We start from the raw sequence: 13,300 nt of genomic DNA on the forward strand, positions 1-13,300 counted from the left end.
TCACGGCCGGCGCGTGGTGATGGAGAGGTCGAACTCCTGCGCCACGTAGCCGGCGTACCGGTCGGCCGGCCGCTCGGCGGCGCGCATGGCGCGCAGCTGCTCGTCGGTGTACCCGCTGAGATCGGCCTTTTCGACCTGCGCCTTGACGTGGAAGTAGCGCAGCTTGCCGGCGTCGAGCTGAGCTTCCATCTGGCGCGCATGGGTGGCCTCGGGTTCGCCGCGTTCGATCATCTTGGCGATGATGTTGCGGACGTACTCGGGGTGCCCCTGCTGGTAGCCGCCGTTGGCGTTGTAGCCGGCCGAAGGCCCCTTCGCCTCGACGATCACGTAGTTGCCGTCGGCGTCCTGGTAGACCTGGTCGAAGTGGTGGGCACCCCGGTCGGGCACGGCCACCCGCTGCAGCGGGTGGACGTGCTGCCCGAGCCCGTCCGCGACGGCGTGGTCGGCGGCCAGGTCGCCCAGCCGGTTGTTCCAGTGGTTGCTCTGCACGTCGTTGAACCCGGCCTGGTCGAACTCGTCGAGCGGGGTGTCGAACCGGCTTCCCGGCAGGGGAGTGCCCCGGACGGAGTGGTTGGCTTCGTCCAAATAGGACCAGATGTGCGGCCGCCCGGCGGCGAGCATGTCGGCGTCCGCCAGCAGTTCCGGCGGCGCGGTGTCCCGGCCCCCGGTGCGCCTGCTGCCGTCGATGACCTCGGACGGGACGTTGGTGCTCGCGTTGGCGGGCTGGTGGATTTCGTAGTCGCCGTTCTCGTTGCGGCGCAGCACGGGGAGTTCGACACCCTCGTGCTCGGCGTTGGTCCGACGGCGGCTGATGACCTGGTCGTCGCCCTCGATCTGCCGCCAGTACTTGCGGAGCAGTTCCTCGGCTTCTTCGTCGTGCCGGTTGAGCCTCTCGATGAGCTCGTCGTGGACCTTCTTCTTGTGCGCCTCGGCGTCCCCGCGGGCCCGCGCGCTGTCGGCGTCTTCGCCGCGGGGGGTCCCGGGTGCGTGCCCGTCGTCCCCGGCGCGGTGGGTGGTGCCGTCGGGGTGGTGGGTGTTCCATTCGCCGTCGGGCGGGATGCGGGGTCGCATGCGGCCGTCGGGGCCGATTTCGTAGTCGGAGGAGAAGACGCGGCCGTGGGAGTCGGTCCAGGCGGGGCGGGTGGGGGCGAGGACTTCGGTGTCGAGTTCGCGGGAGAGGCGGTGGGCGAAGTCGTTGGAGGAGGCGTCGCAGCCGATGAGCCGGACGGGGCGGCCGTCGTAGTCGGCGTTGCGGCGGAGGATGTCGGCGAATTGTTCGGGGGTGTAGTGGTGGTTGCCGATGCGGGCGTGTCCGTCGGGGGTGACGTGGACGTCGACGGTGTAGCGGCCGTGGGGGTCGGGTTGGACGCGGTGGGGGAGGTCGCCCATGTGGGGGTCGCCGGCGTGGTAGGAGCTGCCGGAGGGGGTGTGTTCGGCGTGGCGGGTGTTGACTTCGTCGGGGGTGAGGGGGGTGTGGTCGCCGTCGGGGGTGTGGTGGCCGTCGCCGTCCGGGGTGTGGTGGCCGGTGTCGTCGGGACTGTGGTGGCTGTCGGGGGTGTGGTGGCCGTTGCCGTCTGGGGTGTGGTGGCCGGTGCCGTCGGGGCCGTGGGTGCCGGGCGGGTTGGTGGGCCTGCCGTCCGGGCCGTGGGTGGCGGGCCGGTTGGTTGGGGTTTCGGCGCCGGGTGCGCGGGTACCGGGGCCGTTGCCGCGGGCGACCGGGGCGTCGGGTGTGCTGGGGCGGCCGGCGGGCAGGTCGCCGCCGGGGCGAGGACGGGCAGGGGTGTCGGGGTGCGGGGTGCGCGCGCCGGGACTGCCGGGGGTGCCGGTCCAGCCACCGCCACCGCCACCGCCGGTGCCGCTGCCGGTGCCGGTGCGTGGGGAGCCGCCGCCGAGCCCGCCGCCACCGCTGGCGGGTGGCATCCCGCCGCCACCGATCGGCGCGCCGCCTTGGGGCGGGACACCGTCTCCGCCGCGCGGCGATGGGACCGTGCCCGGCTCGCCGGTTCGCGGGGCGGTGGGTGCGGTGCCGCTGGCGGAGGTGGTGCCATCGGCGCGGGGAGGGGCAGCGCTGCTGGGGGTGTCGGTGCCGGAGTGCGAGCCAGGTGCGGGCGAGGAGCCGGAGTGCGTGGGCGAGGGACTGCTGTCCCCGGAGTGGGATGGCGTGCCGTCGCTGCCGCGCACGGGGGACGGGTCGCTCTCCCCGGCATGCGACGGGCTACCGCCTCGGGCGGGTGAGGCGCTGCTGTCGCCCGCGTGCGATGGCGTGCCGCGGGTAGGCGAGGGACTGCTGTCCCCAGCGTGCGAGGGCGTGCCGTCGCTGGCGCGCGCAGGTGTGGGATCGCTGGCATGGGAGGGGGTGTCGCCGCCGCGCACGGGGGACGGGCTGCTCTCCCCGGCATGCGACGGGGTGTCGCCTCGGGTGGGCGAGGCGCCGCTGTCGCCCGCGTGGGACGGCGATCGAGTCGGTGACGGACCGCTGTCCCCGGCGTGCGAGGGCGTGCTGTCGCTGGCGCGCGCAGGTGAGGGATCGCTGCCGCGCGTGGGTGACGAGCCGGAGTCACCAGCCCGCGAGCTGTCCCCGGCGCGGGTCGGCGACGGGCTGGAGTCGCCGGCGTGCGAGCCGTCCGAGTGCGGGCTGCCGTCCGGCGAGCTGTCCCCACCGTGCGAAGCGGAGCTGTCCCCGCTCGAACTCCGACGTGAGGAGTCCGGGTCCGAACTCGGCGAATCCCCGTCCGCATGACCGGGATCCGGCGAAGACCCGTCCCCGTCCGCATGGCCGGAATCCGGCGAAGACCCGTCCCCGTCCGCATGACCGGAATCCGGCGAGTCCCCGTCCCCACCATGGGCCCGGGCATGCACCCCGCCGCCCTCACCCTTGGGGATCTTGTGGACGAACCCGCCCTCCTTCACCTTCAACCCGTCCAGCCCGGAGACCTTGCCCAGGACCTTGCCGAACACCTTCGCGATCTTCTCGAAGACGTCGACCAGCTTCGACAGCAGCGGCGACACTTTCCGGATCGTGTCGGTGAGCTTCTTGAGCAGCTCCCCGATCTTCTTCCCCCACTTGGCGATCGCCGCCGACGCCTGCGCCACTACCACCGGGGTGCCGAAGCCGAGGGAAAAGACCTCCTCCATCACCCACGCGATCAGTTTCCCGACCAGGTCCGCGATCAGCTGCCGCACGGTCTCCCGCACGAACGACACGACCTGGCCCATGATCATCGTGACCGTGCTGATCGCCCCGGCCACCGTCGCCGCCCCCGACAGGGCCTCGGAGTGTTCCGCGGCGAACGTGCGGTAGGCGTCCGCGCCGGCGCCCTGCCAGCCGGTGGTGCCGTTCTTGACCGCGTTGTCGAAGTCGGTTTTGCGTTCGCCCAGCGCCTTGGACACGTTGCCCCACGTGTCGGCATACGACTGGATCACCGGCGGGTTGCCCGCGATCGAGTCGAGCATGTCCTTGAGGGGCTGGATGTGTTCCATGAGGAACGAGGCGACCGAGGACATCAGGTAGCCGAAGGGGTCGATCGCGGCGCCGGCGATTTCTCCGGCGAGGGAGAGCATGCCGAGGCCGCCGGAGACCCAGTCGCCGTCTTTGATGCCGTTGAAGGCGTCCATGGAGGATTCGGCGATGCCGATGCCGCCGGCCCAGCCGTAGTCGCCGTTGCCGGCGGTGAACGCGCCGGGGCCGTCCGGGTCCTGCTTCGACTCCGCGACGAGCGGATTCCCCTCCGGCATCGGGACACACCCCCTTGGCAGCCCTCATACTGACGTGCCGCGGGAAGCCCGGGTTCCGGAAGGCCGCGAATTGCGCCGATCGGCCCACCGCACGCCGTCAGCCGCAGGGCAGGGTGCCCGTCCGGAGGGCGTGGCCGCCGTCGTTGCCGTCGTCGGCCCACACGACCGCCTTGCGGCCGGACGAACAGGTCGAGCCCGGCGCGATCGCGAAGCCTTCGTTGTTGTAGTCCGGCATCTTCGACGGCCGCGCGTACGTCGCCGAGACCGTGAACTTGCCGTCGACGAGCTTCAGCGTCGCCGTCTTGCCGGCGCAGGTGTCGTCGCAGACCGACCAGAGGCGGCCGGTGTCCGGCTCGAACTCCAGCTCCATGACGTTCGGGAACCCGGACGACAGGGTCGCCACCTTGCTGAACCCGCCACCCGACTGGTCGAGCGCGTACGCGTAGATCTTGCCGGTGTCCTCGAGCCCGACGAAGTAGAGGCCGGTGCCGTGCCCGGCGTAGTTCCCCGGGGCGTACGGCGCCTTCGTGCGGTCGTCGCGGAAGCCGCCCGCGGTCAGGAACGCGTCCGGGATCCAGGTGATGCCTTCGAAGCCGCCGTTGTCATCGACGGCGGGCAGGTCACCGGTGAGATCCCACTCCGCGACCGCGTTCAGCGACTTCGCCGTCGACGCCGTGTCGAACCGCAGCACCTTCAGCAGGCTGCCGTCCCCGTCGTTGTCACGCTCGGTCGCGGCGAAGACGCCGTCGGGGGTGGCGACCACGCCCTCGGCGTCCGGGTCGCCGCTGCCGCCGCGGTAGTGCAGGGCCTTCCCGGACGACCAGCCGGCGTCCGGTCCCCAGGTCGTGCCGGTGCGGACGAGCCGGTACAGCGTGCCGGGGCCGTTCTTCACCGCCCACAGCACGTCGGCGCCCGCGAAGGAGAGCCCGCTGAGGTTGTCGCCGAACACGCCGGCGGCATCGGCGACCGCGACGGCCGGGTCGCCCGGCCACTTCGCGGTGGCGGCCTGCGCGGTGCCCGGCGCGGCGAGCAACGCCGAAAGGAGGATGACGGGTGCCGTGAATCGGCGGAAGATGCGCACGTGTGCTCCTGGGGCCGATGGGACTCGGTCGAAACAAACGCGGCGTTGCCAAAGTTTCCCCTGACGAACCGGACTGTACCGCCTTGATCCACTAGGGGCAAACGTCACCGGGCCGGCTTGGTTTCGCACCGCACCAGCGGCGCCGCCTCGGTCCCGGACGCGACGCAGTCAACGCCCTGTCCCGGCCCGGGAACCGGGTAGCGGAACACGATCGGCCCGTCGCCGTCGCGGCCGGCCGAGAACTCGAGGACGGCCGGCTGCCCGGTTCCGTTGCCGTGCAACGTCTTCGAGTAGTACGTCGTGCGCGGCCCGATGGCGGTGACCCGGCCTTCGCCGTCGTCGTCCCGCTCGCGCACGTTCAGCACGTAGTCCCCGGCGGTGTACTTGCCCTCGGTCTCGTGCCCGGCTTCGGCGGGCGTCGCGCTGACGACCTCCGGTGCGACCGGATCGGCGGCGTTCGCCAGCACGGTCGCCCCGATGGCGACCGTCGCGCCCGCGGCGACCGCCACAGCCACCCAGACCCGCTTGGCGGTGAACTCCATGAAGGCGAAGCTAGGGGAGCGCGCCGGGCGGCCACTTCGGCCGAAGGGACAGCGGACCTCGTCCTTTCGGCCGATGCTCGCGGACCGGCGTCAAGATTCCGTAAATTCACCCGGGAAACCGCCGGTCCCGCGCGCGGGCGGCGGGGTCCGGCCACAGTGGACCGGTAGGGTCCGCTCCGGCGCACCCGGTGGCCGAAGGGGGAACACGTGCGGCACGAAACGACCACGGCGCAGGAACCGGCGGGCGGGGCGTCGTCCGTGCGCGACACCGTGCGGCTCGGCCTCGTCGTCGGGGCGCTCGGCGTGGTGTTCGGCGACATCGGCACCAGCCCGATCTACACCCTGCAGACGGTCTTCAACCCGGCCGACCCGCACCCGGTCCCGGTCAGCCCGGACAACGTCTACGGCGTCGTCTCGCTGATCTTCTGGTCGGTGACCGTCATCGTCACCGTCACCTACGTCCTGCTGGCCATGCGCGCCGACAACGACGGCGAGGGCGGCATCATGGCGCTGATCACGCTGCTGCGGCGGGGGACGGTGAAACGCGGTAAGCGGGCCGCGGTGGTGCTGGCCGGGCTGGGGATCTTCGGCGCGGCGCTGTTCTTCGGCGACAGCATGATCACGCCGGCGATGTCGGTGCTGTCGGCGGTCGAGGGCCTCAAGGTCGTCGACCCGTCCTTCGAAGGCTGGATCGTGCCGATCACGGCGGTCATCGTCGTGGTGCTGTTCCTCGTCCAGCGGCGCGGCACCGCGGCGGTCGGGCGGGTGTTCGGGCCGGTGATGATCGCCTGGTTCGTGGTGATCGGCGGCGTCGGGATCACCGGCATCGCCGGGCACCCGGAGATCCTCAAGGCGCTTTCGCCGACCTACGCGCTGGGCTTCATGGCCGGGCACTTCGGCATCGCGTTCTTCGCGCTCGCCGCCGTCGTCCTGGCGGTCACCGGCGCCGAGGCGCTCTACGCCGACATGGGCCACTTCGGCCGCAAGGCGATCACGCGCGGCTGGCTGCTGCTGGTCTTCCCGGCCTGCGTGCTGAGCTACTTCGGGCAGGGCGCGCTGATCCTGGCCGACCCGGCCAACACCGCCAGCCCGTTCTTCCTCCTGCTGCCCGGCTGGGCCCGGCTCCCGATGGTGCTGCTGGCCACGGCCGCCACCGTGATCGCGTCCCAGGCGGTGATCACCGGCGCGTATTCGGTCGCGTCGCAGGCGGCGCAGCTCGGCTACCTGCCGCGGCTGCGGATCGCGCACACGTCGGAGACCGAGCGCGGCCAGATCTACGTGCCGTGGGTCAACTGGCTGCTGCTGGTTTCGGTGCTCACGCTGATCTTCGCCTTCCGCAGCTCGGCGGCGCTGGCGTTCGCGTTCGGCATGGCGGTGACCGGCACGATCACGATCACGACGCTGCTGTTCTTCTACGTGGCGCGCGCGAAGTGGGGCACCCCGCGCTGGATCGTCGGCATCGGCGCGGGCCTGCTGCTGTCCGTCGACCTGCTGTTCGTCGGCGCCAACCTGACCAAGCTCGTGCACGGCGCCTGGCTGCCGCTGCTGATCGGCCTGACGGCGTTCACGGTGATGATCACCTGGCAGCGCGGCCGCGAGATCGTCACCGCCGAGCGCGAACGCCGTGAAGGTTCGCTGCCGGAGTTCATCGAGCAGCTGCGCGACCGCGAAACGCCGACGCAGCGGGTCCCGGGCACGGCGGTGTTCCTCAACCGCGGCAGCCGGACGGCCCCGTTGGCCCTGCGCGCCAACGCCGAGCACAACCACGTGCGCCACGAGCACGTGGTCATCGTGTCGCTGGAGACTGAACCGATCCCGCGCGTCCCGGCCGAGGAGCGCGTGACCGTGGCCGACCTGGGCCACCGCGACGACGGGATCGTCTTCGTGACCGCGCGGTACGGCTACATGGAGACCCCGGACGTGCCCGGCGCCCTCGCCCGGCTGGACCCGGAGCAGACCGAGGGGCGGCTGGACCTCGCCGGGGCGTCCTACTTCCTGTCGAAGATCGAGCTGCAGCGCGGCCCGGAACCGACGATGGCGCCGTGGCGGAAACGCCTGTTCATCGCCACTTCGTACATCACCGCGGACGCCGCCGAGTACTTCGGCCTGCCCCGCGACCGCACGGTGATCATCGGCTCGCACATCGACGTCTAGGGGTAGCGGGCGGTGGACAGGAGCACCGCCGGCGTGTTGGGCTGGGAGCCGGCCGCACTCCGGACGCGGTCGGTGAATCGCCGCCCGCGACGTGGAGGAGCGAAGCCCTGAGCTGGTGGGAGTACCTCCGCGAGAACTGGATCGACGTCGTCAACGACGCGATCCTGCACGTGGACCTCACCCTCGCCGCGGTGGCGCTGGCCGTGCTGATCGGCACCACCCTCGGCGTGCTGACCTACCGGCGCCGCTGGCTCGGCGAAATCGCCACCACGACGACCGCCGCGTTCCTGACCATCCCGTCGATCGCGCTGCTCGGCATCCTGATCGGCCCGTTCGGGCTGGGGCTGACGAACGTCCTGTTCGCGCTGGTGCTCTACGCGCTGCTGCCGATCACGCGCAACACGATCGTCGGCCTGCGCGGGGTCGACCCGGCTGTCGTCGACGCCGCGCACGGGATGGGACTCGGCCGGGTGCGGGTGCTGTGGCGGGTGCGGCTGCCGCTGGCGTGGCCGGTGATCCTGTCCGGCATCCGGGTGTCGACGCAGATCACGATCGGGATCGCGGCCATCGGCGCCTACGTCAAGGGGCCCGGCCTCGGCAACGAGATCTTCGACGGGCTCGGCCGGTTCGGCTCGGTCAACTCCCTCAACCAGGTGCTGACCGGGACGGCCGGGATCATGGTGCTGGCGCTGTTGTTCGACCTCGCCTACGTCGTCGTCGGCAAGCTGACGGCGTGGCGGCGCCCGCGCACCCGCCTCGAAGCGCCGCCGGGGGAGCCGACCGGCACCGGCGGCGAGACGATCGAGCTGCGCGAGGTCAGCAAGCTCTACCCCGGCCGCGCGGTGCCCGCGGTCGACCGGCTTTCGATGCGGATCCCGGCGGGCGAGATCGTCGTGCTGACCGGCCCGTCGGGCTGCGGCAAGACGACGACCATGCGGATGATCAACCGGCTCGTCGAACCCACCTCGGGGGTCGTCACGCTCGGCGGCACCGACGTGGCGGCGCTCGACCTCGACGAGCACCGGCGCCACACCGGGTACGTCATCCAGCAGGTCGGGCTCTTCCCGCACCTGCGGGTCGACGCCAACATCGGCGTGGTGCCGCGGGTGCTCGGCTGGACGCGGCAGCGCATCGCCGGGCGCGTGCGCGAGCTGCTCGACGTCGTCGGGCTGACCCGCGAGCACGGGCTCCGCTACCCGCGCGAGCTCTCCGGCGGCCAGCAGCAGCGCGTCGGCGTGGCGCGGGCGATGGCCGCGGACCCACCGGTGCTGCTGATGGACGAGCCGTTCGGCTCCACCGACCCGATCACGCGTGCCCGGCTGCAGGACGAGCTCCTGCGCCTGCAGCGGCAGGTGCGCAAGACGATCGTGTTCGTCACGCACGACTTCGACGAGGCCCTCAAGCTCGGCGACCGGATCGCGGTGCTGCGGCCGCGGTCGGTGCTCGCGCAGTACGACACGCCCCAGGCGATCCTGGCCGCGCCGGCCGACGACTACGTCTCGGCTTTCGCCGGCTCGAAGCGGAACCTCAAGCGGCTCGCGCTGATCCCGGTGACCGACGTGCCGCTCGGGCCGGTGGCCGGCGGGCTGCCGTCGATCGCCGCCACGGCCACGCTGCGGGACGCGCTGGACACGATGGTCCGTACCGGCAGCACCGCGGTTTCGGTGACGGAGAACGGCGAGGCGCGGGGCGTCTGCGACGTCGCGCGCCTGGTGGCGGCGCTCGAACCCGCCGTCGAGCCGCCTCCGCCCGCGGTCGTGGAGACGCCGGAGAAGACCGCGCCGGCCGCGAAGCCGCGGCGCCGGCGGCTCGGGCTGCTGATACGCCCGGTCCTGCTCGCCCTCGCGCTGCTGGCGTTGTTCCTGATCGTGCGCGCGCACCCGATCGACTCGATCGAACAGCGCTACCTCAACGCGAACGAGATCTTCGCCGAACTCGGCGCGCACCTGCGGCTGACGCTGATTTCGACGGCGTGCACCATCGCGATCGCGCTCCCGCTCGGCATCCTGCTCACCCGCGCCGGCGCCCGCTGGGCCCGGCCGATCGGGCTGGGGCTGGGCAACCTCGGCCAGGCGATTCCGTCGATCGGGCTCGTCGTCCTGCTCGCGCTGTGGATCGGCACGGGAACCACGACGGCGGTGACGGCGCTGGTCGTCTACGCGACGCTGCCGGTGCTGCGCAACACGATCGTCGGGCTCGACGGCGTCGACCCCACGCTCGTCGACGCCGCGCGCGGCATGGGCATGACGAAGACGGCGATCCTGTGGCGGATCGAACTGCCGCTGGCGGTCCCGGTGATCCTCGCCGGGATCCGGACGGCGCTGGTGCTCACGGTCGCGAGCGCGACGCTGGCGACGTTCATCGACGGCGGCGGCCTGGGCGGCGGGCTCGTCGCCGGGATCGGGCTGTACCGCCCGATGCTGAGCCTGACCTTCGGCATCGTCGTCGCCGCGCTGGCCCTGTTCGCCGACTGGCTGGGCCTGCTCGCCGAGGAAGTCCTGCACCCGCGCGGAACCCGACCCTAGGAGTCCCACCATGCGACGCACGATCGCCGCCGTCTCCGCACTCGCCGTGGTGCTCGCCGCCGGGTGCACGATCGGCAAGGACCAGACCGGCGCCCAGGTGGGCGAGGGCTCCATCAAGAAGATCGACGCGCTGAGCGGGGCGCAGATCCGGGTCAGCTCCAAGGAGTTCGACGAACAGCTGCTGCTGGGCCAGATCGCCGTCGTCGCGCTGCAGGCCGCCGGGGCGAGCCCGCAGGACAAGACCAACATCACCGGCTCGAGCAACGTCCGCCAGGCGCTCACCAGCGGCGCGGTCGACCTGTACTGGGAGTACACCGGCACCGCCTGGATCAGCTATCTCAAGCAGACCAAGCCGATCGCAGACCCGCAGGCGCAGTACGACGCGGTCAAGCAGGCCGACGCCGCCAACAACGTCACCTGGTGGGCCCGTTCACCGGCCAACGACACCTACGCACTGGCCGGCAATCCCGCGGCGATCGCGAAGACGGGCGTCAAGACGCTCTCGGACTACGCGGCGCTGGTGAAGCGCGACCCGGCCGCGGCATCGACGTGCATCGGCCCGGAGTTCAAGAGCCGCGACGACGGCTTCCCGGGCCTGGAGAAGACGTACGGCTTCGACCTGCCCGCCCCGCAGGAGCACCTCCTCAACGACGCGGTCATCTACCCGACGGTCGGCAAGGGCGACACCTGCGGCTTCGGCGAGGTCGCCTCGACGGACGGCCGCGTGGCGGCGCAGAAGCTGACGGTCCTCGAAGACGACAAGCACTTCTTCCCGACGTACAACCCGGCGATCTCGATCGCGTCGGGGGTGGCGCAGAAGTACCCGCAGCTGGAGCAGGTCTTCACCCCGATCGCGGCAAAGCTGGACACGGCGACGCTGACGGACCTGAACAAGAAGGTGAGCGTGGACGGCCAGAAGCCGGCGGAGGTGGCCAGGGACTGGCTGAAGTCGGCGGGCTTCATCAGCTGAGGCCGGGGGCCGTCACCTCCGCAGGTCGTTCCGGATCCGTTCCCGGGTCCGGGTGGAGGTCGCCGGGTCGTCGGCGAGGGCTTCCACCAGTGCCCGGCCGCGTTTCGGGTCGATTTCCCAGGCCTGGTTAGCGGCCGCCCGCCGCACTTCGTCTCCCGCTTTCGGGTCGTGCACGATGCTGGTGAGCGCGCCCACCACCGCCGGTCCGGGGAGGCTGAGCGCCGCGGCGATCCGGACCCTGCCCGGCGTCGCCCGCTTCACCAGCTTCTCGAGGGCGGCCCGTCCGCTTGCCCGGTCGATTTTGTACAGCGCCTTCGCCGCAGCCAACCGAAAGGAGTCGGGGCGGCCTTTCTGAGCGAGGTTCTGCAGGGTGTTCTTTCCGTAGGTGCCTGCCTCGCGCGCGGCGGTGAGCCGGAACTGGGGCTTCTCCTGCGCCCGGTCGGCCACCTTCCCCATCAGCCGCTGGCCCTCGGGGTGATTCATGGCGATGACCTTCCGCGCCGCGGTCAGCGCGCTTTCGCCGTCGGCCGTCTCGACGATCTCGGCGTAGAGACCGATGGTGACGGCCGTTTTGAGGGGCGCGCCGACGAGTTCCACCGCTCGCAGCCGGAGGTGCCCGGCGACGAGCTGGTGCTTCGCCAGCTCCACGATCTCGGGTTCGGCCTGCCGTGAGTCGATCTGGTAGGCCCGTTGCAGGAGGGTGAACCGGCCCGCGTCGGTCGGCGGCTCCGATCGCGCGATCGTCACCAGCAACTCCGCACAGGTCCGCGGGTGGATTTCCTCGAGCGTCCCGGCCGCCTTGGCCCGGTCCGCCCACTCGATGCGCGAGTCGTTCGCCAGTGCGACCACCGCGTCGATCGGCCCGCCGTGCTCGGTCATGATCCGCGTGGCCGCCCGGAGCCGGACCCGGAAGGTCGCGGACCCGCTTTCGGAAAGCCGCACCAACGCGGGAACGGCTTGCCCCGGGTCGATCTCGCCCACCAGGAGAGCCGCCCGGTACCGCACTTCACTGTCCGCTCGCTCGTCTTCCCGCTCCGCGGTCCGGGCCGCCATCCGCAGCGCCGCCCGGCGGTCGAACGGCCTGACCTGCTCGGCGATCCGCAGCGGCGTCTCGTCGTCGGCCGTGGTCTCCGCGAACCGTTCGGCGAACGTGATCGCGGTGTCCGACTCCAGTCTCAGGAGTTCCCCGAGCGCCTTCGAGCGCGCGTCGTCGGACAGGCGGCCCTCTTCGGTGACGAGTTCGCTCAGCAGATCGCGACGGCCGAGAGCGATCGCGGCGTCCACGCGCAGATCGGCCATGTCCTCGGTGGCGGCGAGCTGCTGCATGGCCACGACGCCCTCCGCCGGGTCCAGGTCGCGGATGAGGATCGCCGTGTCGAACCGGTCCTGGGCGGTGCCGGTCGGGTTCCTCGCCAAGATCCTCACGGCTTTCATGCCTCGCGGGCGGTCGTGATCGATCAGCGCGACCACGGCCTGGTAGCGGCGGCGTGAGCTGGCGGTCGACGCGGCGAAGCAGACCATCGCGTCGAGTTCGTCCGCGGCCGCGGCCGGGTCGATCGCCTGGAACTGCCCGACCGAGGCCGTCCAGCGCTCGTCGTCCAGTTCGTCGTCGCGGAGCGCCTCGCGCAGGACGTCGAGGGTTTGCTCCCGGAGAAGATCGCTTCCCGGCAGCAGGTCCCGGTGGAGCAGGTCGACGACGAACCGGATGTTGGGAGCGCGGTGCCGTCTGTGCAGGAGGTTCCGAAGCCGTCGCTCGATCGCGGGTTTCGCGGGCCGCCACCAGAGCGCGGCGAGGAAGGCCTGCACGCCGCCGTCGGGCCACGGCCAGTTCTTCCTCGGGACGAAGTACTTCCACGTCGTGGGTGCCGCCAGCCGCGGGCCACGCGGATGGCGGCGGAACACGTGGTGAGCGGCCAAGTAGTCCCGGACCTCCGTACGTGCGAAACGCAGCTGCCCGTTCGCGGCCTCGAAGACACCGCTGCTCGCGAGCAGCCCGCTGAGGGTCTCGCGCCGGTTCTGCCAGGTGAGGTCGGCCGGTGATCGAAGCCGGGGTGAAGCCGAGGCGAGGTCGAGTATTTCCGGGCCGCCGTGACGATCGCGGCACCGGTCGGCGATCTCTTCCAAGAACAGCCGCGCGTCGTCCGGCAGGTGCTCCGTCCGGTTCAGCACCCGCTCCGCCGACCGGATGATTGCTTCGAGCTCGTCGATTTCCCCGCTCGGCGCGTTCGTCACAGCTCGGCATGCTAGTTCAGAGATCGACGTGCGCACAGGTCAAAGACTGGACAGCAACGCG

At 71.6% G+C, this 13,300-nt stretch carries 7 protein-coding genes; 3 read left to right on the forward strand and 4 right to left on the reverse strand.

What is annotated here, in order from left to right; genetic code table 11:
• The 3 genes from SD460_RS22395 to SD460_RS22405 all read right to left on the reverse strand — a co-directional run bounded on the left by SD460_RS22395 (position 1) and on the right by SD460_RS22405 (position 5,358).
• Positions 1–3,735, reverse strand: coding sequence for a DUF8616 domain-containing protein (locus tag SD460_RS22395; protein WP_318306677.1), 3,735 nt, complete (start codon positions 3,733–3,735; stop codon positions 1–3).
• Positions 3,736–3,832: 97 nt separating this feature from the next.
• On the reverse strand, positions 3,833–4,816 hold the full coding sequence (locus tag SD460_RS22400; RefSeq protein ID WP_290061604.1) for an SdiA-regulated/phytase-like domain-containing protein: 984 nt from the start codon (positions 4,814–4,816) through the stop codon (positions 3,833–3,835).
• A gap of 104 nt (positions 4,817–4,920) precedes the next feature.
• A complete protein-coding gene (locus SD460_RS22405; protein WP_290061605.1) occupies positions 4,921–5,358 on the reverse strand; it encodes a hypothetical protein in 438 nt (145 codons plus the stop codon).
• Positions 5,359–5,565: 207 nt separating this feature from the next.
• Between SD460_RS22405 and SD460_RS22410 the strand changes: the two genes are divergently transcribed.
• From SD460_RS22410 to SD460_RS22420, 3 genes are all read left to right on the forward strand, one after another.
• Positions 5,566–7,512, forward strand: a complete 1,947-nt coding sequence (locus SD460_RS22410; RefSeq protein ID WP_290061606.1) for a potassium transporter Kup — start codon at positions 5,566–5,568, stop codon at positions 7,510–7,512.
• Between the two features lie 170 nt (positions 7,513–7,682).
• The gene (locus tag SD460_RS22415; protein WP_318306678.1) at positions 7,683–10,037 is read left to right on the forward strand and encodes an ABC transporter permease subunit; all 2,355 of its coding nucleotides are present in this window, start codon (positions 7,683–7,685) and stop codon (positions 10,035–10,037) included.
• A gap of 10 nt (positions 10,038–10,047) precedes the next feature.
• Positions 10,048–11,007, forward strand: a complete 960-nt coding sequence (locus tag SD460_RS22420) for a glycine betaine ABC transporter substrate-binding protein (protein ID WP_290061608.1) — start codon at positions 10,048–10,050, stop codon at positions 11,005–11,007.
• 12 nt (positions 11,008–11,019) lie between these two features.
• Here the strand turns inward: SD460_RS22420 and SD460_RS22425 are convergent, their stop codons facing one another.
• Complete coding sequence (locus SD460_RS22425; protein ID WP_318306679.1) at positions 11,020–13,239, reverse strand: hypothetical protein; 2,220 nt, start codon at positions 13,237–13,239, stop codon at positions 11,020–11,022.
• Positions 13,240–13,300 lie beyond the last annotated feature (61 nt).

The organism is Amycolatopsis solani (assembly GCF_033441515.1).
GTDB classification, from domain to species: domain Bacteria; phylum Actinomycetota; class Actinomycetes; order Mycobacteriales; family Pseudonocardiaceae; genus Amycolatopsis; species Amycolatopsis solani.

Coding starts and splice junctions, on each gene's coding strand:
- SD460_RS22405 (WP_290061605.1), bottom strand. CDS start 5,358: ATGGAGTTCACCGCCAAGCGGGTCTGGGTGGCTGTGGCGGTCGCCGCG.
- SD460_RS22420 (WP_290061608.1), top strand. CDS start 10,048: ATGCGACGCACGATCGCCGCCGTCTCCGCACTCGCCGTGGTGCTCGCC.
- SD460_RS22395 (WP_318306677.1), bottom strand. CDS start 3,735: ATGCCGGAGGGGAATCCGCTCGTCGCGGAGTCGAAGCAGGACCCGGAC.